A 20312-nucleotide genomic window follows, 5' to 3' on the forward strand; every position below is an offset into this window, starting at 1 on the left:
CATATGGCTGCAGAATGGAAAACAAAACGGACATACGATGAAATATTGTATGAAACGTATAATGGTATTGCAAAAATAACAATCAATCGCCCTGAGGTACATAACGCGTTTACCCCTAAAACGGTTGCTGAAATGATTGATGCGTTTGCTGACGCGAGAGACGATCAAAACGTCGGGGTTATCGTGCTTGCAGGTGCCGGAGACAAAGCATTTTGTTCTGGCGGAGACCAAAAAGTGCGCGGCCACGGCGGATATGTAGGAGACGACCAAATTCCGCGTCTAAACGTACTCGATCTTCAGCGTTTAATCCGCGTCATTCCGAAACCAGTTGTTGCGATGGTTTCCGGATATGCGATCGGCGGAGGCCACGTGCTTCACATCGTATGTGACTTGACAATCGCTGCCGACAACGCGATTTTCGGACAAACAGGCCCTAAAGTGGGAAGCTTTGACGCTGGTTACGGTTCTGGCTACCTGGCTCGAATCGTTGGACACAAAAAAGCTCGTGAAATCTGGTACCTGTGCCGTCAGTACAACGCGCAGGAAGCACTGGACATGGGTCTTGTCAACACAGTCGTTCCTTTAGAGCAACTTGAAGAAGAAACGATTAAATGGTGTGAAGAAATGCTTGAAAAAAGCCCGACCGCACTTCGTTTTCTTAAAGCTGCGTTTAACGCGGATACGGACGGACTTGCTGGAATTCAGCAGTTTGCAGGGGATGCTACCCTTCTTTACTACACAACAGATGAAGCAAAAGAAGGCCGTGATTCCTTTAAGGAAAAACGCAAACCTGATTTCGGACAGTTCCCTCGTTTCCCGTGATCAGCAATACTTAGTAAACAAACAGCTTGAGACTTTGCGGTCCAAGCTGTTTTCTTTTCAATACAGACATTTTACCTCGGAGATGATGACATGCTGACAGAACAGCCCAACTGGCTCATGCAACGGGCACAGCTGACACCTGAGAGAATCGCTCTCATCTATGGAGACCAAACCGTGACATTTGCAGACTTGTTTGCTGCGTCTAAGCAAATGGCGGCGCAGCTTGCTGCTCATTCGGTTCGGAAAGGGGACACTGCGGCTATTTTGCTCCAAAACCGTACAGAAATGGTTTACGCCGTTCACGCTTGTTTTTTGCTCGGTGTTAAGGCGGTGCTTCTGAATACGAAGCTGTCAACACATGAAAGGCTGTTTCAGCTGGAGGATTCCGGCGCCCGCTTTTTACTGACAGATTCAAGCTTTGACAAGCAAGATTATGAGCACACCCTTCAAACTATTGATGTGGACGAACTTGCCCAAGTAGACGCAAAGGAAATTACGATCGAGTCTTATATGCAATTGGATGAGACGGCAACGCTGATGTATACGTCGGGTACGACAGGCAAGCCCAAGGGAGTTCAGCAAACGTTTGGAAACCATTATTTCAGTGCGGTGTCATCCGCGCTTAATTTGGGTATAACAGAACAAGACCGCTGGCTTATCGCATTGCCGCTCTTCCACATCAGCGGATTGTCCGCGTTATTTAAATCTGTGATCTACGGAATGACTGTCGTGCTTCACCAGCGCTTTTCCGTAAGCGATGTGCTGGATTCTATCAACAGGCATCAAGTGACAATGATATCTGCGGTGCAGACAATGCTGGCCAGTCTTTTGGAAGAAACAAGCCGCTGCCCTGAAACCATCAGATGCATCCTGCTCGGCGGAGGCCCTGCACCGCTACCGTTGCTTGAGGAATGCCGTGAGAAAGGATTCCCTGTCTTTCAGTCCTATGGAATGACAGAGACATGCTCACAAATCGTCACCCTGTCGCCGGAATTCAGTATGGAAAAGCTCGGATCTGCGGGGAAACCGCTGTTTTCATGCGAAATTAAAATAGAGCGGGACGGACAGGCATGTGAACCGTTTGAACACGGTGAAATCATGGTCAAAGGCCCGAATGTCATGAAAAGCTATTTTAACCGGGAGAGCGCAAACGAAGCTTCCTTTCAAAATGGCTGGCTGAAAACAGGTGATCTTGGGTATTTGGACAGCGACGGCTTTTTATATGTATTAGACAGACGTTCAGATCTGATCATATCAGGCGGAGAAAACATTTATCCGGCTGAAGTGGAGTCAGTGCTGCTTTCACACCACGCTGTGGCCGAAGCCGGTGTTTCAGGTGCTGAGGACAAAAAATGGGGGAAGGTGCCCCACGCCTATCTTGTCCTTCACAAGCCTGTGAGCGCAGAAGAATTGACCGCCTACTGCAAAGAACGCTTGGCGAAATATAAAATTCCGGAGAAATTCTTTATACTTGACAGCCTGCCGCGCAATGCGTCTAATAAGCTCTTGCGAAATCAGCTGAAGGATGCGCGTAAAGGAGAACTGCTATGATCGAAATAGAGAAAATTACGCTTTACCATTTGAGCATGAATTTAAAGAAACCGTTCAAAAACAGTATTGAAACGCTTCAAGAGCGTAAATTTCTGATCGTGGAAGCCATTGATACATCCGGTGTCACAGGATGGGGAGAAGTATCTGCGTTCTCTTCGCCTTGGTACACCGAGGAAACCATTGGAACATGTTTGCACATGTTAAAGGATTTTTTTATTCCCAATGTTGTCGGACGTGAATTTAAGCACCCTTCCGAAGTGCCGGACAGCCTGGCGCGCTTCAAAGGAAACCGGATGGCAAAAGCAGGACTTGAATCGGCTGTCTGGGATATCTATGCAAAAAAGAAGGGCATTTCCCTTGCCGAGGCATTGGGCGGGATAAGAGATAAAGTTCCTGCCGGGGTAGTTGTCGGCCTGGCACCTCTTGACGATATGCTGAAGGAAATCGAGAGCTATCAAAAAGAAGGATATCAAAGAATAAAAATTAAAATTCAGCCTGGGCAGGATGTGGAATTAGTCAAGGCCATCCGCAGCCGGTTCCCAAACATCCCGCTTATGGCCGATGCCAATTCCTCATACGAGCTGAAGGATATCAGCCGTTTAAAGGAGCTTGATGAGTACCATTTAATGATGATTGAGCAGCCTCTTCAAGCTGATGACATCGTTGATCACCGCCACTTGCAGAAACATTTGAAAACGGCCATTTGCCTTGATGAAAGCATTTGTTCGGCTGATGATGCGAGACGGGCGATTGAGCTCGGAAGCTGCAAAATCATTAATATTAAGCCTTCCCGTGTCGGCGGCTTAACAGAAGCCTTAAAAATTCATGATTTATGCAGAGAGCACCATATGCAGGTTTGGTGCGGCGGAATGCTGGAAACTGGCATTTCCAGAGCCCAGAACGTGGCGCTAGCTTCACTGCCGCAATTCACAATACCTGGTGATATTTCTTCATCCTCACGTTATTGGGATGAGGATATTGTGACCCCTGATATCCGTATTGATAATGGATTTATTTCTGTGTCAAAACAGCCTGGTTTAGGGGTTGAGGTGAACCAGGACATTATGCGAAAATATGTGACCAAAATGGATGTTTTCACGCAACATGGATAAGAAAAAAGTATTTTGCCATTTTGAAAGAATGTCAGTGTGCTGTTATAGTAAAAGCGTTCGTTGAATACATCCCTTCTCGTTTGGACCGGCTGCTAACCCAGCCGGTTTTTTTTGTGAAAATTGTCCTTGACAAAGGTGGGCAAACGCGATAATTTTGCACTAAGGAAACTTTTTGTCCTAACTAAATAAAATATGCTTTTGGCTAATTTAATGTCACATGTCTAAGAAATGAAAACATAAGATAATATAAGCGGACATTGATGGCAAAGAGGAGGGTAAAAATGAAACAGGGACTGATGGCAGCAGTGCTTTTGACCTGCTTTGCTCTAACGGGATGCGGTACGGATTCAGCCGGAAAAAGCGCTGATCAACAGTTACAGGTAACGGCAACAACATCCCAAATTGCCGATGCAGCTGAAAACATTGGAGGAAAGCATGTAAAAGTCACCTCTTTAATGGGGCCGGGAGTCGATCCGCATCTTTACAAAGCTTCACAGGGTGACACGAAAAAACTAATGTCAGCCGATGTTGTTCTGTACAGCGGATTGCATTTGGAGGGAAAAATGGAGGACGTACTCCAAAAAATCGGCGAACAAAAACAAGCAGCGGCAGTCGCTGAGGCTATACCGAAAAACAAGCTCATTTCTGCAGGAGAAGGCAAGACGTTTGATCCGCATGTTTGGTTCAGCATTCCGTTATGGATCTATGCGGTGGATGAAATCGAAGCGCAATTCAGCAAAGCGATGCCTGAGCACGCGGATGATTTTAAGAAAAATGCCAAAGAGTACAAAGAAGATTTGCAATATTTAGATAAGTGGTCGCGCCAGGAGATCGAGAATATTCCGGAGAAAAGCCGTGTGCTTGTCACCGCTCACGATGCCTTTGCCTACTTTGGGAAAGAGTATGGATTTCAGGTGAAAGGCCTGCAGGGGCTCAGCACAGATTCGGATTACGGATTAAAGGATGTTCAGGAACTGGTCGATATCCTGACAGAAAAACAAATAAAAGCTGTTTTTGTAGAAAGCAGCGTATCTGAAAAATCAATCAATGCAGTGGCAGAAGGGGCTAAAGAAAAAGGCCATACAGTCACAATCGGCGGTCAGCTTTATTCGGATGCCATGGGTGAAAAGGGCACAAAAGAAGGCACTTACGAAGGAATGTTCCGCCACAATATCAACACGATTACCAAAGCGCTTAAATAAAGAAAAGAGGTGATGGATATGTTCCCTGTTGAGCTCGATAATGTAACGGTCGCTTATCATAAAAAGCCTGTTCTGCAGGAAATTTCACTGCAGGTGCCGGAAGGAAAACTGATTGGCATTATCGGTCCAAACGGCGCGGGAAAATCAACCTTGATCAAAACCATTCTCGGTCTTGTGCCCCGGGCTTCAGGAGACATCTCTATTTACGGCAAAGACTATAAGGATCAGCGGACAAGAATCGGATACGTTCCGCAGCGCGGCTCGGTTGACTGGGATTTTCCCACAAGCGCGCTCGATGTTGTGCTGATGGGGAGATACGGCCGCATCGGCTTATTAAAAAGGCCAAAAAAAACTGATGTGGAGATGGCGAAAGCCGCTTTAGAAAAAGTCGGGATGCTTGATTATGCGAAAAGGCAGATCAGCCAGCTGTCTGGCGGCCAGCAGCAGCGTGTGTTTCTTGCCCGGGCGCTCTGCCAGGAAGCCGACATTTATTTTATGGATGAACCGTTTGCCGGCGTTGATGCAGCGACGGAGCGGGCGATTATGACGCTTTTGGCAGAACTCAAAGAAAAAGGAAAAACAGTGCTTGTCGTCCACCATGACCTGCAGACCGCCGAGGATTATTTCGATTGGATCCTACTGCTTCATCTAAGAAAAATCGCTTTCGGACCGGCGGAAAACGTTTTTACGATCGAAAACCTGCAAAAAACGTATGGAGGAAAGCTGACGTTTCTAAAAGATAAAGTGCTGGCAGAAGGACAGAAGGGGTGAGCGCATTGTTTGAAAGTTTGTGGCTGCAGCTCCAGCATCCAAATACACAGTGGGTGCTTGCGGGTACACTTTTGCTCGGGGCGGCAAGCGGTGTTTTGGGCAGCTTTGTGCTGCTGAGAAAGCAAAGTTTAATCGGTGATGCGATGGCTCATTCAGCTCTGCCGGGCGTGTGTCTCGCTTTTCTGTTCACCGGGCAAAAATCACTGCCTTTCTTTTTGCTGGGAGCAGCGCTTGCAGGTTTGCTTGGAACTTGGTGTATTCAGCTGATTCCGCGGCTTTCAAAAACAAAAGAGGACTCGGCGATCGGGATTGTTCTCTCTGTGTTCTTTGGCGTCGGAATCATACTGTTGACATATATTCAGCAGCAGGGGGCGGGAAGCCAAAGCGGGCTTGATTCTTTTTTATTCGGCCAGGCCGCTTCATTGATCAGACAGGATATCATTCTGATTGCAGGAATATCCGCTGTTTTATTGCTTCTTTGTATTGTTTTCTTTAAGGAGTTTACATTGATCACTTTCGATCTCGCGTTTGCAAAGGGGTTGGGAATGCCGGTTCGTTTTTTAAACGGGCTTTTGGCTTGCCTTATCGTCTGTGCTGTCGTCATCGGGCTTCAGACAGTTGGTGTGATATTAATGGCGGCTATGCTGATTACGCCTGCCATAGCTGCAAGGTATTGGACCGAGCGGTTAACCGGAATGATGGTCATTGCCGGGATCACAGGCGGTGTAAGCGGCGTGGCCGGAACCTTGCTGAGCACGACGATGAAGGGCATGGCGACAGGGCCGTTAATGATCTTATCAGCAACAATGATCTTTCTATTTTCAATGATTTGCGCGCCTAAGCGTGGATTGGCAGCAAAAGCAATAAGGCTGATAAGGCTGCGGCGGAAAACAAGCCGAGAGCAGGTGCTGCTGACGATTTATGAGCAGTATGAAAAGAAGGATCTTTATGTAACGGCTGAAGGTGTAAGAAAGAAAAGGCGGATATCCCCTGCATTATGTCTTAAGGTATTGAATGACTTGGAAAAAGAGAGGTGCATCGTGCGTATCGAAAACGGGGTTTGGCAAATGACACGCACTGGGATAGAAAAAGGCTATCACATCGCTTTGAAGCAACGGATGTATGAAGTGTACCTCATGCATGAAATGGAGCTTGCGAATATAGAATTAGATCAGGATCATTTTGTCCCGGATCGTTTGCCTGAGGAAACGAGAGAGCGGATTTTTTCACTCTTAAAGCTGTATGGACGGATGCCTGAGCTTCGAAAGGCACCCCCTGATGCCGAGAAGGGACAGATCGCAAATGAGTTTTGAAGCATGGATTATAGCTACTGGTGTACTAGTCGGTGTGAGCTGTGGGCTGATCGGCACATTCTTGGTGTTGAGAAGAATGGCAATGCTGGCCGACGCGATCAGCCATACTGTGTTGCTTGGCATCGTCGGTGCTTTTCTTGTGACAGGAAGTCTTGACGGGATTCCTATGTTTATCGGGGCGGCTGTATCTGGACTGTTAACGGCTTTTTTGGTTCAGCTTCTCCACAGCAAGGGGGTTCAATCAGATGCCGCCATAGGCGTTGTTTTTACATCCTTATTTGCAGTCGGCGTCATTTTGCTTTCAGTGTATGGAGCGAATGTCCATCTTGATATTGAGCACTCGTTAATGGGAGAAATCGCTTTTGTGCCGTGGAATACGATTACGGTATTCGGAGTTGACATCGGGCCGAAAGCGTTTTGGATGCTGGCATCTGTTCTGGTTTTAAATGTATTGTTGATCAGTGTGTGCTATAAGGAGTTCAAAATCGCTTCGTTTGATCCGCAAATGGCTTTAGCTCTGGGAATACCGGTTTTGCTGATTCATTATGTGCAAATGGGCATGCTGTCGCTGACGACCGTTGCTTCCTTTGATTCGGTGGGTGCTGTATTGGTTGTGGCCATGCTGATTGTCCCGCCTGCTGCAGCTCATTTGCTGACTGACCGGCTGCTTTATATGCTGTTCCTAAGCGCGGTGATTGGAGGGCTTTCGGCAGTCATGGGCTATTTCTTCGCAACGTGGCTTAATGTTTCGATTTCCGGAGCGATGGCGGCCATGACAGGTGTATGTTATACAGGTGCCTTATTGTTTTCGCCTGCAAACGGGGTCATGACAAAAAAACTGAGAACATTGAACATGCGAAAAGAAAGAGCTGGCTGAGGCAGCTCTTTCTTTTGATTACAAATCATGCGGCTTAAACGTTTTGCAGTCCGTTTCCCGGCTGTTTTCAGCCGTTTCACCAGTATGGCTGACAACATAAATGGCATCAGCGGTGCATTTGTTCCCTTTGTCCCAATAAGAACAGTTATTGACTTCGCATAGAATTTTCTGCTCCATGCCATCCCCTCCTTATCAAGGTTCTGGCTTAGTATAGCCGGCGGGTTTGTCCTCTATTCCTCCTGACGGATATACCGCTTATCTCGCATAAACATTTTCCAGAAGAAAAAGAAGCCCGGAAAGAGGATGATAAATGCAACAATATACGTCGCAAACAGCGCTCTGAACGTTGCTGGTTCTGTGAAGCCCGACATAACTGTCACATCAGGATAAATCATATAAGGGAGATGCGCCCGCCCGTACGCGTAGCTTGCCAGAAAATACTGTATCGCAATCGCGACAAGTGCAAGCCGAGGCTTTCCGATGTTTTGGCCAAAGCTCTTGTTAGGCAGAAAAAGAGCAATTCCAGCAATGACAAATGTAATGAACGATGCAATAATCCAAGAGAAATCATTCATCATGCCGCTATACAGCCAGTTTGCCTCATTCCGCATTGTCAGCATAATGCATACAGCAAACAGGAGTGAAATAGGGCCGGTAATCAAGGCGCTTTTTCTGTAAGCGCGGTAGGCATCTTGTTCCTCCGCCACATTTGAAAAATCAGCAAGCAGCAGTGAGGATAAAAATAAAGTGCTTAAAATCGCAAACCCGATAAATGAATAGGCGTTCGGGCTTGAAAAGATTTTAGACATATTTAAGTTATAGATTCCGTCCGTTTTTTCTATAAACCCTCCGTGCGTCACAGGAAGCACCAAAATTAAAATAGCAGGGATGATAAAGCCGGAGATGCCGGAAATATATCTTAGCAATTTTCGTTCTTTCGCTGTGTTTGAAAAAACGAGAAACCCGCTTCGGATCGCTAAAAGCAGTAAAATCATGCTTCCGGGAATTAATAAAACGGTGCCGAGTACAAATGTCGCGCCGGGGAAAAAACTGAAAAGCGCCACGACGATGGCCACAATAAAGACGTTTGTGACCTCCCAAGTCGGGGACAGAAAGCGGTTCGCAATATCGGTGGCCTTCATGTGCTCCTTGTTTAAATAGATCATAGACCAAAATCCCGCTCCAAAATCCATTGTCGCCATGACGGCGTAAATAAACACAAAGCCCCAAATAATTGAGATGGCGATCAGAGCGTCAGTTGAAATGTCCATTTATCGATCTTCCTTCCATTTGGTTTCCTGTTTGCGGAGCCATTACGACTCCGCTGTATTTAAATCTTCGTCAACCGGGTGTTTGCGGAAATAGTACAGCAGCACGTAGACGACAGCAGCGCCCAACACGGCGTAAACGAATGTGAAAAATAAGAAGAGCACCCCGATCGAGCCAGTCGTCGTCACAACATCCGACGTTTTCAGGAGATGATAGATGACCCAAGGCTGCCTCCCCGTACAGGCGAAAATCCAGCCAAATTCAATGCCGATGATGCTAAAAGGGCCTGCCGTCATAAAAATGACCAAAAGCCACGTTGGGAAACGGTCTTTCTTTAGCACCTTTCTCCAGACCACACCGATAATGGAATAAAGGATGAGCAGCATTCCTACTCCGACCATCGCATTAAAAAGCGTGTGAATAAACAGCGGAGGCCATTCGTCTCTCGGAAATGCATTTAATCCTTTTACAACAGTGTCAAAGCGGTTAGCTGCCAAAAAACTTAAGGCCCATGGAATCTCGATAGCCCATTTTACTTTTTCTTCATTCGGGTCGGTAAAACCGCCGATAGCAAGAGGGGCGTGAGACCTTGTTTCAAACAAGCCTTCGGCACCGGCTAATTTTTCGGGCTGATATTCATAAAGCATCTGTGCAGATTCGTGTCCATTCAAAGCGGTCAGCAATGAAAAAATACCGCCGATCGTCAGTGCGAGCAAGAGGGCTTTCCGGTGAAAGCGATAGACCTTTTCCTTTTTTCTCGTCCGGATCATTTTATATGCAGCCACAGAAGCCACGATAAAAGCTCCCGTCATAAACGCGGATAAAACGACATGGCCGGCAGTGATAAAAAAGCTTGGGTTGAAGAACGCAGCCCACGGATCAACATCTGTAATTTTTCCGTTTGAAATTTTAAAACCGGCCGGCGTTCCTTCAAAGGCGTGAACATTCGTAATCAGAACAGCTGACGCTGCGGCGCCGACTAATACAAAGAAAACAGCAACAATCCTCATAGCCGGTGACAAACGGTCTGCGGCATATACATAAATCGACATGAAAAGGGCTTCAACAAAAAAAGCATAGATCTCAATTTGAAACGGCAGAGACATGACCCGGCCGATGACTTCCATAAATCCCGGCCATAAAAGCGCGAGCTGAGTGCCCGCAATCGTCCCGGTCGGTATGGCGACCCCCAGCAAAACGGCTTGCGCTTTCGTCCATCTTTTCGCCATGATCGCATAATGGTCATCTTTCGTTTTTTGATAGATCAATTCCGCCACTAAAATCATCAGCGGCAGACCGACTCCAAGCGTTGCAAAAATGATATGAAAGCCCATTGTCGTGCCAAAAAGGCTTCTAGCCAAAACTAAATCATCCACAATCGTAAACCACCTTTCTAAAAAGACGTTCTGTATGTATTTTGGGTTTATTATTTGCTTCCTCGGTTAGATTATTCTTCCTATTCTTAAATGCCGTGAGGTTTACGATGCGAAAACCTAGGGAAGGATGTAAGGAGATTGACAAAACGTTTGTGAGGATATAAAATAAAACGTAATTATTACGATTTGAAGAAAGGGGATAGACATGAAAGAAGGAATTCATCCAAAGAACCACAAAGTCATATTTCAGGATGTCAACAGCGGCTACCGTTTTCTCAGCACCTCTACTAAAACATCTAATGAAACAGCAGAGTGGGAAGACGGCAACACATATCCGGTCATTAAAGTAGAGGTCAGCTCTGACACGCATCCGTTTTATACAGGCCGCCAGAAATTCAATGAAAAAGGCGGACGAGTAGAGCAGTTCAAAAAACGCTATAATATGGGGAAATGAGGCAGACCTGAGGGTTTGTCTTTTTTTCTTGCTCAGTTTGATTTTTGATAAGATGACGAAAAGACAAATGCTGTGATATATTGAAGAGTAAAAAGACCAGAAAGGAATACAGCTAGCTTATGAGCCTATTAAATGATATTCTTGAATTTAACAAGACATTTACTGAACAAAAGGAGTACGAAAAGTTTCAAACATCAAAATTCCCAGATAAAAAAATGGCAATTCTTTCTTGCATGGACACTCGTTTGGTTGAATTGCTGCCGCATGCAATGAATATGCGAAACGGTGACGTGAAAATCATTAAAAGTGCTGGTGCGCTTGTGACACACCCATTCGGAAGCATCATGAGAAGTTTGCTCGTCGCAGTGTATGAACTGAACGCAGATGAGGTATGTGTGATCGGGCATCACGATTGCGGCATGAGCAAAATCAGCAGCGAAAGCATGCTTGATAGAATGAAAGAAAGAGGAATTCCTGAAGAACGCATTGAAACTTTAAAGTACTCCGGTGTTGACTTCGATCAATGGTTTAAAAGCTTTGATTCAGTGGAAGCTAGTGTAAAAGACAGCGTAGACGTTATAAAACATCATCCGCTGTTCCCGGAAAATGTTCCTGTCCATGGGTTAGTTATTGATCCTAAAACCGGAAAACTGGATCTTGTCGTAAACGGCTATAACGCTTAATGTTTTCGTTTCTTTTCAGGAACGGGATCGACTCCTCCCGGATGTAACGGGTGGCATTTCAAAATCCGTTTGATGGTCAGCCATCCGCCTTTTAGAGCACCATGCGTTTTAATCGCTTCGATTCCGTATTGGGAACAAGTCGGATAAAAGCGGCATGTTGGCGGTGTCAGCGGCGAGATGAATTTTTGATATCCTCTGATCAGAGCGATAAATAGGGTTTTCATATTTCTTCAGCAACCTTTCTGATGCAAGTATAAGAAAAAAAACGCAGATTGAAAAGTTGTTCGATAATTCTTATCGGAAAGGTATGTTATAATGAATGTACATTTTTAAAAAAGGGAGAGTGCCATTATGCCTTCAGTAGAAAGTTTTGAGCTTGATCATAATGCGGTTGTTGCTCCATACGTAAGACATTGCGGCGTGCATAAAGTAGGAACAGACGGCGTTGTTAATAAATTTGATATTCGTTTTTGCCAGCCGAATAAACAGGCGATGAAGCCTGACACCATTCACACACTTGAGCATTTGCTCGCGTTTACGATTCGTTCTCACGCTGAGAAATATGATCATTTTGATATCATCGATATTTCTCCAATGGGCTGCCAAACAGGCTATTATCTTGTTGTGAGCGGAGAGCCGACACCAGCGGAAATCGTTGATCTTCTTGAAGATACAATGAACGAAGCAGTAGAAATTACCGAAATTCCGGCTGCAAATGAAAAGCAGTGCGGCCAGGCGAAGCTTCATGATCTGGAAGGCGCTAAACGTTTAATGCGTTTCTGGCTGTCACAGGATAAAGAAGAATTGCTAAAAGTATTTGGCTAAACAGAAAGGGACCTTTTTGCACTTAAGCAAAAAGGTCTTTTTTGTGACGTCTTCTTTTTTATATACCATTTGCTGTAAGCGTTTGCTACTATTTAGGTAAACGATGAAAGGGTGATGGCATGAAAAAAATGTTGGTTGTTCTGCTTTTTTCTGCTTTTTTGCTTAATGGATGCGGATCAGGCGAAAACAAAGCAAATACAGCTGAGACGCCCGAGGTATTGGATGTCAAGCTGACCGGACCTGAAAAAGTAAATCCCGGAGAAAGTGCCGCTTATGAAGCAGCGGTATCATATGGTGACGAAACGGTGACGGATGCTGATGAAGTGGAGTTTGAAGTGTGGAAAGAAGGAGAAAAAGACGCCAGCCAAATGTATAAAGCGAAACAGGAAAAAGGCGTATATCGATTGGAAACAACGTTTAAGGAAGATGGTATATACACTGTCCAATCCCATGTCACAGCAAAAAAACAGCATAGCATGCCGACCTTAAAAGTCCAAGTCGGAGACGCCGATGCTGTCAGCAATCAGACTGAAGACGAGCATTCACACAATCATTAACGTTTTGAATCAGAGCGAGTTTCTTGCGGAGGATCGATGGTGTGCTTTACATTATAGGCTTTCACAGTCGTCCAAATGGTGACAAGCAAAACAGCCAGCACAATCAAAATACTTACCGTAATGAGAAGCGTCATGACATTCCACCTCCCGTTTTTTAACAATTGTAGCATAGTAGAAGAAATTGTGACACTTAAGGGTAAAAAAGAGGTTTTAACGTACGATATAAAGGGTATACATAGTCATATAACAAGGAGGAAGATAATCATGTCAGAACAATTGATTCAAGCAGTGAACAAACAAGTAGCCAACTGGACAGTCATGTATGTGAAACTACATAATTATCATTGGTATGTGAAAGGGAAAGATTTCTTCACCCTTCATGAAAAGTTTGAAGAGCTGTATAACGAAACGGCAACTTATATTGATGACTTAGCAGAACGTCTTTTGGCACTGAACGGAAAACCAATTGCGACAATGAAGGAATCCTTGGAAACAGCTTCTGTAAAAGAAGCGGAAGGAAATGAAACGGCTGAACAAATGGTTCAGAGCGTATATGATGATTTCACAGTCATTGCGGAAGAGCTGAAAAACGGAATGGATTTAGCTGATGAAGTCGGTGATGAAACAACAGGGGACATGCTCCTTGCGATCCATCAAAATATTGAAAAACACAACTGGATGCTGAAAGCTTACCTGGGATAAATCCAAAAAAGAAAGGCCGGATGTCTTATAAAAGACGTCCGGCTTTTCTTTTGTATCCAAAAAAAATAGGCGACAACCAGTCCATTTTTCTGAAAAATCCAATCCGTTCGGCTTGTTTTCCATAGAATATCGTAAGGCCGTTTCTGTGAAAGGATGTTGGTATAAATGGATAGAGACTTTGGCATCTTTTCGTTTTTCGCAGTCAGCGTTTCAGCAGCGGGGTTTTTCTTCGGAGGTTTTCAATATTCATTCCTGATTTTGCTCTCTCTTATGGCCATTGAATTTATCAGTACGACCTTGAAGGAAACGATTATTCACAAGCTGGCGTTTAAAAAAGTATTTACCCGGCTTGTCAAAAAATTAGTCACGCTGGCTCTGATCTCTGTATGCCACTTTTTTGATCAGCTGCTGAATACACAGGGGTCAATACGTGACTTGGCTATTATGTTTTATATTCTTTATGAGTCTGTGCAAATTGTAGTGACAGCCAGCTCTCTCGGCATACCGGTTCCTCAGATGCTCGTCGATCTTTTAGAAACGTTAAAAAATAAATTCAAACGCAAACCGTAACTTTTAGCTGTTCCCGGGTCATAATAAAGCCCAGAGCGCCAGTCGCACATTCTGGCAAAAGGCACGGCAAAAAACTGTACGAGCTGGTCTGCATGCTTTAGACTCTGATGGCGTGCTGGGTTTCCCTAATTTTTTGATAAAAGGCTTCCGAAGAAACATAACTGTGGTATGATGTATGGAAGATAGCTAGGAACGGATTTGAGGGATAAACATGTACGAGTTTAAAGATTATTATCAGAATACTGTTCAGCTTTCCTTTGACAATCAGCCTTTCTCGGACAGCCCAAAGCATGTCTGGGTGATTTGCCGTTTTGGCGGCAAATGGCTTTTAACAGAACATGAGGACAGAGGCTATGAGTTTCCAGGCGGGAAAGTAGAGCCGATGGAGTGCGCAGAAGAGGCGGCGCTCCGGGAAGTAAAGGAAGAGACGGGTGCGAGAGTGAAAAGCCTCAAGTACCTCGGACAGTATAAAGTTCTCGGTAAAGAAAAAGTGATTGTAAAAAATATATATTTTGCAGATATAGAAAAGCTTGAAAAGCAAGCTGATTACTTTGAAACGAAAGGCCCGGTTCTGTTTCATGAGCTTCCGGAAAACCTTTCCCGCAATAAAAAATTCAGCTTTATTATGAAGGATTCCGTTCTTCCGATCAGTTTGAAAAAGCTGAAAGAAGCTGGATGGATCGAATGAAAAACCCGGCACATGTGCCGGGTTTTTTTATGTCCTGCCCTTCGTCCATTTCTTTTCTAGAAGCTCTACGCCCTGATACATCAGAGTGGCAAATATGGCGATGATCAGCAGGCTTAAGAAGACGAGCGTGAAATTGAAGACTTGGAAACCGTAAATAATCATATATCCCAACCCGACCTTAGAGACAAGGAATTCCCCTACAATGACGCCAACCCATGATAACCCGACGTTTACTTTCAGTGTTGAAATAATAGCGGGGGAGGATGCGGGCAGAATCACTTCTTTAAAAATGACCCATTTTTTTGCACCGAATGTTTTCATGACTTTTATATAGTTTTCGTCAACCTCTTGAAAGGCAGTGTACACGACGATGGTTGTGATAATGACACTGATGATGGCCCCCATCGCAATAATGCTGATAAAACTGGGACCGAGCGCGACAATCAGGATCGGACCCAGCGCCACTTTCGGCATTGCATTCAAAATAACGAGATACGGATCTAAAATTCTGGCAAGCCGGTTGGACCACCATAACAAAGCAGCGAGGCACGTGCCCATCAACGTCCCAAGCAAAAAGCCAAGCACTGTTTCAAATAAAGTGACGCCGATATGTGACAGTAAAGACCCGTCACCCAGTTTCTCCAGCAATAAACGCCATACAGCTGACGGAGAGCTGAAGATCAGCGGATCGATCCAGCCGAGCCTGCTGGAGATTTCCCAACCCGAGAAAAAGAGAATAAATATGGCAAGCTGAAAGGAATGTACATTCCATTTTTCCTTTTTCTGTTTTAATTGATATTGTTCGTGAAGCAAATCAATGGTTTCTTTGCTGTTTCTCAAGAGAATTCAGCTCCTTCCATATCGTTTGAAACAGCGTCTGGAAGGATGGCGCCTGGCGGGCGTCAAAAGGCATCATCGCGGCCAATTCCTTAGGAATGGTAAAAATCTGATGGATGGTGCCCGGCTGGTTTGAAAATAAATAGATCGTATCGCTCATCGCTATCGCTTCCCCAATATCATGAGTGACAAGCACTGCTGTTTTTTGATACTCCTTTAATGTACGGAATACCAGGTTTTCCAATGACAGCTTTGTCTGAAAATCAAGCGCGGAAAATGGCTCATCCAGCAAAAGCAGACTTGGATCTGGCGCAAGAGTTCTTGCAAGCGCGGCCCGCTGGCGCATTCCGCCCGACAGCTCTTTCGGATATTTCTTCTCCACATCTATGAGGCCGAACTCCGGCAATAGACCGAGTGCAGCGGCCTTGCTTTCTTCCGTCAACGTGTCGGCGATTTTTAAACCGAGAAGCACATTTTCCTCGATAGATTTCCAGGGAAATAAGTAATCCTGCTGAAGCATGTAGCCAATGTTATGTTCTTTTTGATTTGGCTCACGTCCTTCAATCAGAACTCTGCCTTCCGATGGCTCAATCAGGCCGGCAATAATGGAAAGCAGTGTTGTTTTTCCGCAGCCGCTTGGGCCGAGAAATGAGATGAAATCACCTTTTTCAGCATTGAAATGAATATCCCGCACGGCCGTTGTTTTTTCTTTTACAGAAAAATAAGTATGGGTTACATGGTCGACATGTAAGAAAGACATAAATGGCGCCTCCTATTTTTCCGAGGTGACTTTTTCGGCAATTTGTTTATTTACTAGCTGATTGTATGGAATGTGCTTCGGCAGTTCTCCCGATTGATCCATAATGGTTTGGAGCAGCTCCCATTCTTTTTCGTTGAGCAGAGGGTCTGGCGAATACGAATGCTGCTTTTTATAGCGTTCAATGGATGTTTCGATGACTTCTGGATCGGTATCATCAAATTCATCTTTAATGGCGTCTGTGATGTCCTTCGCCGAGTGGTTTTCCACCCACTGCTGCGCCTTATAAATGGCTTTTGTAAACTTGACGGCTGTGTCTTCATGTTTCTTCAGATAGCTTTGTTTCGCCATAAAAGTCGTATAAGGAACTTGGCCTGATTCTTCTCCGAAAGAAGCTACGATATGGCCGATGCCTTTTTTCTCAAAGAGAGAAGCTTGCGGTTCAAAGAGCTGTACATACTCGCCGGTTCCAGAAGCAAATGCATTCGCGATATTGGCGAAGTCTATGTTCTGGATAAGGTCAATATCCTTATGCGGGTCAATTTTATGTTTGTTCAGTACATACTCGCCGACCATTTGCGGCATGCCGCCTTTTCTCTGGCCGAGAAACGTTTTTCCTTCCAGCTGATCCCAGTCAAAGTGTTCAACATCTTCTCTCGCGACAAGAAACGTTCCGTCTGTCTGGGTTAGCTGGGCGAAATTAATGACAGGGTCTTTAGCCCCTTGCGCTTCGACATAAATAGATGTTTCTGACCCGACAAGTGCAATGTCTGAGCCGTTTGAAAGAAGCGATGTCATCGTTTTGTCGCCGCCCCATGTCGTGTTTACATCAACATCAAGCCCTTCTTCCTTGAAAAATCCTTTAGACTCAGCAACATATAAAGGTGCGTAAAAAATCGAATGGGTCACTTCAGCTACTTTGACTTTGGTGAGCGTTTCTTCCTGCTTGCAAGCCGCCAGGGCGATCATCAGAAATATACTGCCGACACAGGCGCAGCCCAGCCTTAACCATTTGTTCACATAGACAACCTCCTTATTTAGCATCAAGTTAATATCCTTTTTTGCTTTACATATCGTATGATGGGTATAAAAATGTGTGAATGCCTAATCAGGTTCTCCGGATGTAATTTTGGAGGAAGGAAAGCATATAGAAAAAAGGAGGCGGCTGCTTTGATTGTTGAGAAAAGAAGATTTCCGTCGCCAAGTCAGCATGTGCGTTTGTATACGATCTGCTATCTTTCAAATGGCTTACGGGTAAAGGGGCTTCTGGCTGAGCCGGCGGCACCGGGACAATATGACGGTTTTTTATATTTGCGCGGCGGAATTAAAAGCGTGGGCATGGTTCGGCCGGGCCGGATTATCCAGTTTGCATCCCAAGGGTTTGTTGTGTTTGCTCCTTTTTACAGAGGAAATCAAGGAGGAGAGGGCAATGAGGATTTTGCCGGAAAAGATAGGGAGGATGCCTTTTCTGCATTTCAACTCCTTCAGCAGCATCCAAATGTCAAGAAGGACAGAATCCATATCTTCGGCTTTTCCCGCGGCGGAATTATGGGAATGCTCACTGCGATTGAAATGGGCCGGCAAGCGGCTTCATTTGTTTCCTGGGGAGGCGTCAGTGATATGATCCTTACATATGAGGAGCGGCAGGATTTGCGGCGAATGATGAAAAGAGTCATCGGCGGAACACCGAAAAAGGTGCCTGAGGAATACAAATGGAGAACACCATTTGACCAAGTAGTTAAAATTCAGGCCCCCGTGTTATTAATCCATGGAGAAAAAGACCAAAACGTTTCGATTCAGCATTCCTATTTATTTGAAGAGAAGCTAAAACAGCTGCATAAGCCGGTGGAGACGTGGTACTACAGTAAATTCACACATTATTTTCCGCCAAAAGAAAACCGGCGTATCGTACGGCAGCTCACACAATGGATGAAAAACCGCTGACGGTGAAATATGGTATGATAAAGAAAAAAGAGAACGAAAGGGGATTTCACTTTGGGAATGCCTGTTGAATTTAATACACTGATTGTGACAAAAGGAAAAGAAGTTCGCATAGATGAAAATATATTCACGTTAGAGAAAGATGGATACCGTGTGTATCCGATGGAGATTCCGATGGATGTACGCAAAACAAAGTTTGGCGAAAAATCGGGCACAGCTGAAGTGCAGAAGCTTCAATGGGAAGACGGCCGGACCATCATTACGTACAAGCTGACTTCACTGCATTCTGTCAATTAAAACAAGCCAAGAGCATAATTGCTCTTGGCTTTTGCTTTCTAAACGAGAGGGCCGCCTGCCTGCGCAATGGCATCTGTATGTGCGAACTTTTTAAAATTCTCTTTGAATTCATTTGCGAGGTAGACAGCCTTTTCTCTGTATTCTTCCTTGTTGTTCCACGTGTTTTCCGGTTGAAGGATATGATCGGGAACACCAGGAACGTGAAGTGGAATGTGCAGGCCGAAAATATCGTCAGTCATCATTTCTGCATCCTCTAATTGGCCTTCAATCGCTGCTTTGACCATCGCTCTTGTGTAAGAAAGCTTCATGCGTTCGCCTGTACCGTAGCCGCCGCCGGTCCAGCCGGTATTGACCAAGTAAACGTCTGCGCCGTGTTCATCGATCTTTTTGCCGAGCATTTCAGCATAGACGTGAGCAGGAAGCGGCAGGAACGGTGAGCCGAAGCATGTGGAGAATGTCGTCTCAGGAGACGTCACACCGCGTTCGGTTCCGGCAAGCTTACTCGTATAACCGCTTAAGAAATGGTACATCGCCTGTTCCTTCGTCAGTTTGCTGATCGGCGGCAGGACTCCGAATGCATCAGCCGTCAAAAATACAATTGCAGAAGGGTGGCCTGCCATGCTTGGGGTCACGATGTTGTCAATCATATGAATCGGGTAAGCTGCCCGCGTATTTTCGGTATAGAAGGAATCATCATAATTGGCTTCCCGTGTATCTTCATCAACAACAACATTTTCGAGAACAGACCCGAAGCGAATCGCGTTAAAGATCTGAGGCTCCTTTTCTTCGCTTAAATGAATGCACTTGGCGTAGCATCCGCCTTCAATATTAAAGACGCCTGTGTCAGACCAGCCGTGTTCATCGTCGCCGATCAGCTTGCGGTCAGCATCGGCTGACAGTGTGGTCTTGCCTGTTCCAGACAGTCCGAAGAAAAGGGCGACATCGCCTTTTTCACCGACATTGGCGGAGCAGTGCATAGATAAAATATCTCTTTCAGGGAGCAGGAAATTCATAATGGAGAAAATGGATTTCTTCATTTCTCCGGCATACTCTGTTCCGCCGATTAAAATCGTCCGCTTTTCGAAAGAGACAATAATAAAGGTTTCGGAATGTGTGCCGTCTGTTTTTGGATCCGCTTTGAAATGCGGAGCAGAAAGAATGGTAAACGGCTGTTCAACTGTTTTCTTATCATTGCCTTCCGGACGGATAAACAGCTGTCTGGCGAATAAATTGTGCCATGCGAACTCATTTACGACGGTGATCGGCAACCTGTATTTTTCATCTGCTCCGGCAAATCCTTCGAAAACAAACAGCTCATCTCGCTGTTTCAGATAGCTGACAACCTTCGTGTACAGCCGGTCAAATGCTTCTTCTGAAATCGGCTGATTCACCGTGCCCCAATCGATCTTATTTTTCGTGCTTTCTTCCTCCACGATAAATTTGTCTTTAGGTGAACGTCCTGTGTAAGCGCCTGTTGTTGCCCGAACAGCACCCGTGGATGTTAAAATGCCTTCGTTCCGGGAGAGTACTTTTTCTGTAAGCTGTGCTGCTGATAAATTATGACGCACATTTGGACTTGTTAATAAGGCTTGTAAATCAGCGGTCAAATCAACTGAGTTCATATGAAACCTTCCTTTATCGTTTTTTGTGTTTTGCTAATTGTGAATTAGTATAACATATATTTTCAAATAGTCTATACTATTTATCA

25 protein-coding genes are annotated in these 20312 nt (G+C 45.1%); 16 read left to right on the forward strand and 9 right to left on the reverse strand.

All coding sequences use genetic code 11. The features are described from left to right. Window positions 1–3: 3 nt before the first annotated feature. From menB to mntD, 7 genes are all read left to right on the forward strand, one after another. Complete coding sequence (menB, locus tag KHQ79_RS00170) at window positions 4–822, forward strand: 1,4-dihydroxy-2-naphthoyl-CoA synthase (protein ID WP_003219322.1); 819 nt, start codon at window positions 4–6, stop codon at window positions 820–822. Between the two features lie 90 nt (window positions 823–912). Continuing rightward, the gene (locus KHQ79_RS00175) at window positions 913–2373 is read left to right on the forward strand and encodes an o-succinylbenzoate--CoA ligase (protein WP_225513986.1); all 1461 of its coding nucleotides are present in this window, start codon (window positions 913–915) and stop codon (window positions 2371–2373) included. Beyond that, window positions 2370–3485, forward strand: coding sequence for an o-succinylbenzoate synthase (gene menC, locus KHQ79_RS00180; protein ID WP_060399346.1), 1116 nt, complete (start codon window positions 2370–2372; stop codon window positions 3483–3485). The genes KHQ79_RS00175 and menC overlap by 4 nt, the downstream gene beginning before the upstream one ends. 281 nt (window positions 3486–3766) lie before the next feature. Continuing rightward, window positions 3767–4687 carry a manganese ABC transporter substrate-binding protein/adhesin MntA gene (gene mntA / locus KHQ79_RS00185; RefSeq protein ID WP_148982219.1) on the forward strand — a complete coding sequence of 307 codons (921 nt, stop codon included), beginning with the start codon at window positions 3767–3769 and terminating at the stop codon, window positions 4685–4687. Between the two features lie 18 nt (window positions 4688–4705). Continuing rightward, window positions 4706–5458, forward strand: a complete 753-nt coding sequence (mntB, locus tag KHQ79_RS00190; RefSeq protein WP_148982218.1) for a manganese ABC transporter ATP-binding protein MntB — start codon at window positions 4706–4708, stop codon at window positions 5456–5458. A 5-nt stretch (window positions 5459–5463) separates the two neighbouring features. Next, window positions 5464–6771: a metal ABC transporter permease gene (locus KHQ79_RS00195; protein WP_225513987.1), complete on the forward strand. Its 1308-nt coding sequence runs from the start codon at window positions 5464–5466 to the stop codon at window positions 6769–6771. Further along, on the forward strand, window positions 6761–7648 hold the full coding sequence (mntD, locus tag KHQ79_RS00200) for a manganese ABC transporter permease MntD (RefSeq protein WP_148982216.1): 888 nt from the start codon (window positions 6761–6763) through the stop codon (window positions 7646–7648). The genes KHQ79_RS00195 and mntD overlap by 11 nt, the downstream gene beginning before the upstream one ends. Before the next feature lie 18 nt (window positions 7649–7666). On the opposite strand, the gene KHQ79_RS00205 is transcribed toward mntD, so the two are convergent. Genes KHQ79_RS00205 through KHQ79_RS00215 form a run of 3 tightly spaced genes read right to left on the reverse strand, consistent with a single transcriptional unit; the run spans window position 7667 to window position 10293 of the window. After that, window positions 7667–7825 (reverse strand): DUF1540 domain-containing protein, encoded by a 159-nt coding sequence (locus tag KHQ79_RS00205; protein ID WP_003238057.1) that lies wholly within the window; start codon window positions 7823–7825, stop codon window positions 7667–7669. 53 nt (window positions 7826–7878) lie between these two features. Beyond that, a complete protein-coding gene (locus tag KHQ79_RS00210; protein WP_003238056.1) occupies window positions 7879–8919 on the reverse strand; it encodes a cytochrome d ubiquinol oxidase subunit II in 1041 nt (346 codons plus the stop codon). A gap of 42 nt (window positions 8920–8961) precedes the next feature. After that, window positions 8962–10293: a cytochrome ubiquinol oxidase subunit I gene (locus tag KHQ79_RS00215; protein ID WP_003238054.1), complete on the reverse strand. Its 1332-nt coding sequence runs from the start codon at window positions 10291–10293 to the stop codon at window positions 8962–8964. 205 nt (window positions 10294–10498) lie between these two features. Here KHQ79_RS00215 and KHQ79_RS00220 point away from each other — a divergent pair, with 205 nt between their 5' ends. Both KHQ79_RS00220 and KHQ79_RS00225 read left to right on the forward strand, forming a co-directional pair. After that, window positions 10499–10747, forward strand: a complete 249-nt coding sequence (locus KHQ79_RS00220; protein ID WP_003219346.1) for a type B 50S ribosomal protein L31 — start codon at window positions 10499–10501, stop codon at window positions 10745–10747. A 119-nt stretch (window positions 10748–10866) separates the two neighbouring features. Continuing rightward, window positions 10867–11430 (forward strand): beta-class carbonic anhydrase, encoded by a 564-nt coding sequence (locus tag KHQ79_RS00225; RefSeq protein WP_003238052.1) that lies wholly within the window; start codon window positions 10867–10869, stop codon window positions 11428–11430. Here KHQ79_RS00225 and yidD read toward each other — a convergent pair. Further along, on the reverse strand, window positions 11427–11654 hold the full coding sequence (gene yidD / locus KHQ79_RS00230; protein ID WP_003238050.1) for a membrane protein insertion efficiency factor YidD: 228 nt from the start codon (window positions 11652–11654) through the stop codon (window positions 11427–11429). The two genes, KHQ79_RS00225 and yidD, sit on opposite strands and share 4 nt — an antisense overlap. 127 nt (window positions 11655–11781) lie before the next feature. Here yidD and KHQ79_RS00235 point away from each other — a divergent pair, with 127 nt between their 5' ends. Both KHQ79_RS00235 and KHQ79_RS00240 read left to right on the forward strand, forming a co-directional pair. Further along, window positions 11782–12255, forward strand: a complete 474-nt coding sequence (locus KHQ79_RS00235; protein ID WP_003238048.1) for an S-ribosylhomocysteine lyase — start codon at window positions 11782–11784, stop codon at window positions 12253–12255. Window positions 12256–12374: 119 nt separating this feature from the next. Continuing rightward, a complete protein-coding gene (locus tag KHQ79_RS00240) occupies window positions 12375–12812 on the forward strand; it encodes a FixH family protein (RefSeq protein ID WP_225513988.1) in 438 nt (145 codons plus the stop codon). Here KHQ79_RS00240 and ytzI read toward each other — a convergent pair. After that, complete coding sequence (gene ytzI / locus KHQ79_RS00245; RefSeq protein WP_225513989.1) at window positions 12809–12946, reverse strand: YtzI protein; 138 nt, start codon at window positions 12944–12946, stop codon at window positions 12809–12811. The two genes, KHQ79_RS00240 and ytzI, sit on opposite strands and share 4 nt — an antisense overlap. A 130-nt stretch (window positions 12947–13076) precedes the next feature. Between ytzI and KHQ79_RS00250 the strand changes: the two genes are divergently transcribed. From KHQ79_RS00250 to ytkD, 3 genes are all read left to right on the forward strand, one after another. Next, the gene (locus KHQ79_RS00250; protein ID WP_003238042.1) at window positions 13077–13514 is read left to right on the forward strand and encodes a Dps family protein; all 438 of its coding nucleotides are present in this window, start codon (window positions 13077–13079) and stop codon (window positions 13512–13514) included. 165 nt (window positions 13515–13679) lie between these two features. Next, window positions 13680–14084 (forward strand): phage holin family protein, encoded by a 405-nt coding sequence (locus tag KHQ79_RS00255; RefSeq protein WP_003238040.1) that lies wholly within the window; start codon window positions 13680–13682, stop codon window positions 14082–14084. Between the two features lie 211 nt (window positions 14085–14295). Then, the gene (gene ytkD, locus KHQ79_RS00260) at window positions 14296–14772 is read left to right on the forward strand and encodes an RNA deprotection pyrophosphohydrolase (protein ID WP_019259264.1); all 477 of its coding nucleotides are present in this window, start codon (window positions 14296–14298) and stop codon (window positions 14770–14772) included. A 27-nt stretch (window positions 14773–14799) separates the two neighbouring features. Here ytkD and KHQ79_RS00265 read toward each other — a convergent pair whose 3' ends face one another. The 3 genes from KHQ79_RS00265 to KHQ79_RS00275 are packed head-to-tail and all read right to left on the reverse strand — an operon-like array spanning window position 14800 to window position 17386. After that, window positions 14800–15612 (reverse strand): ABC transporter permease, encoded by an 813-nt coding sequence (locus KHQ79_RS00265; protein ID WP_003238036.1) that lies wholly within the window; start codon window positions 15610–15612, stop codon window positions 14800–14802. Then, window positions 15587–16369, reverse strand: coding sequence for an ABC transporter ATP-binding protein (locus KHQ79_RS00270; protein ID WP_003238035.1), 783 nt, complete (start codon window positions 16367–16369; stop codon window positions 15587–15589). The genes KHQ79_RS00265 and KHQ79_RS00270 overlap by 26 nt, the downstream gene beginning before the upstream one ends. Before the next feature lie 12 nt (window positions 16370–16381). After that, window positions 16382–17386 (reverse strand): ABC transporter substrate-binding protein, encoded by a 1005-nt coding sequence (locus KHQ79_RS00275; protein ID WP_084992814.1) that lies wholly within the window; start codon window positions 17384–17386, stop codon window positions 16382–16384. 150 nt (window positions 17387–17536) lie between these two features. Between KHQ79_RS00275 and KHQ79_RS00280 the strand changes: the two genes are divergently transcribed. Together KHQ79_RS00280 and KHQ79_RS00285 are read left to right on the forward strand one after the other, a co-directional pair. Further along, window positions 17537–18310: an alpha/beta hydrolase family protein gene (locus KHQ79_RS00280; RefSeq protein ID WP_225513990.1), complete on the forward strand. Its 774-nt coding sequence runs from the start codon at window positions 17537–17539 to the stop codon at window positions 18308–18310. 51 nt (window positions 18311–18361) lie between these two features. Then, window positions 18362–18604 carry a DUF2584 domain-containing protein gene (locus tag KHQ79_RS00285; protein WP_003223304.1) on the forward strand — a complete coding sequence of 81 codons (243 nt, stop codon included), beginning with the start codon at window positions 18362–18364 and terminating at the stop codon, window positions 18602–18604. 38 nt (window positions 18605–18642) lie between these two features. Here the strand turns inward: KHQ79_RS00285 and pckA are convergent, their stop codons facing one another. Beyond that, entirely contained in the window at window positions 18643–20226 is a 1584-nt protein-coding gene (gene pckA / locus KHQ79_RS00290; protein ID WP_060399338.1) for a phosphoenolpyruvate carboxykinase (ATP), read from the reverse strand. Window positions 20227–20312 lie beyond the last annotated feature (86 nt).

The organism is Bacillus sp. TSO22 (assembly GCF_020223595.1).
In the GTDB taxonomy this organism is placed as follows: domain Bacteria; phylum Bacillota; class Bacilli; order Bacillales; family Bacillaceae; genus Bacillus; species Bacillus inaquosorum.

Excerpts from the sequence above, each read along its gene's own strand:
- menB (WP_003219322.1), top strand. The coding sequence starts at position 4 with ATGGCTGCAGAATGGAAAACAAAACGGACATACGATGAAATATTGTAT.
- KHQ79_RS00175 (WP_225513986.1), top strand. The coding sequence starts at position 913 with ATGCTGACAGAACAGCCCAACTGGCTCATGCAACGGGCACAGCTGACA.
- menC (WP_060399346.1), top strand. The coding sequence starts at position 2,370 with ATGATCGAAATAGAGAAAATTACGCTTTACCATTTGAGCATGAATTTA.
- mntA (WP_148982219.1), top strand. The coding sequence starts at position 3,767 with ATGAAACAGGGACTGATGGCAGCAGTGCTTTTGACCTGCTTTGCTCTA.
- mntB (WP_148982218.1), top strand. The coding sequence starts at position 4,706 with ATGTTCCCTGTTGAGCTCGATAATGTAACGGTCGCTTATCATAAAAAG.
- mntD (WP_148982216.1), top strand. The coding sequence starts at position 6,761 with ATGAGTTTTGAAGCATGGATTATAGCTACTGGTGTACTAGTCGGTGTG.
- KHQ79_RS00205 (WP_003238057.1), bottom strand. The coding sequence starts at position 7,825 with ATGGAGCAGAAAATTCTATGCGAAGTCAATAACTGTTCTTATTGGGAC.
- KHQ79_RS00210 (WP_003238056.1), bottom strand. The coding sequence starts at position 8,919 with ATGGACATTTCAACTGACGCTCTGATCGCCATCTCAATTATTTGGGGC.
- KHQ79_RS00220 (WP_003219346.1), top strand. The coding sequence starts at position 10,499 with ATGAAAGAAGGAATTCATCCAAAGAACCACAAAGTCATATTTCAGGAT.
- KHQ79_RS00225 (WP_003238052.1), top strand. The coding sequence starts at position 10,867 with ATGAGCCTATTAAATGATATTCTTGAATTTAACAAGACATTTACTGAA.
- yidD (WP_003238050.1), bottom strand. The coding sequence starts at position 11,654 with ATGAAAACCCTATTTATCGCTCTGATCAGAGGATATCAAAAATTCATC.
- KHQ79_RS00235 (WP_003238048.1), top strand. The coding sequence starts at position 11,782 with ATGCCTTCAGTAGAAAGTTTTGAGCTTGATCATAATGCGGTTGTTGCT.
- KHQ79_RS00240 (WP_225513988.1), top strand. The coding sequence starts at position 12,375 with ATGAAAAAAATGTTGGTTGTTCTGCTTTTTTCTGCTTTTTTGCTTAAT.
- ytzI (WP_225513989.1), bottom strand. The coding sequence starts at position 12,946 with ATGACGCTTCTCATTACGGTAAGTATTTTGATTGTGCTGGCTGTTTTG.
- KHQ79_RS00250 (WP_003238042.1), top strand. The coding sequence starts at position 13,077 with ATGTCAGAACAATTGATTCAAGCAGTGAACAAACAAGTAGCCAACTGG.
- KHQ79_RS00255 (WP_003238040.1), top strand. The coding sequence starts at position 13,680 with ATGGATAGAGACTTTGGCATCTTTTCGTTTTTCGCAGTCAGCGTTTCA.
- ytkD (WP_019259264.1), top strand. The coding sequence starts at position 14,296 with ATGTACGAGTTTAAAGATTATTATCAGAATACTGTTCAGCTTTCCTTT.
- KHQ79_RS00270 (WP_003238035.1), bottom strand. The coding sequence starts at position 16,369 with ATGTCTTTCTTACATGTCGACCATGTAACCCATACTTATTTTTCTGTA.
- pckA (WP_060399338.1), bottom strand. The coding sequence starts at position 20,226 with ATGAACTCAGTTGATTTGACCGCTGATTTACAAGCCTTATTAACAAGT.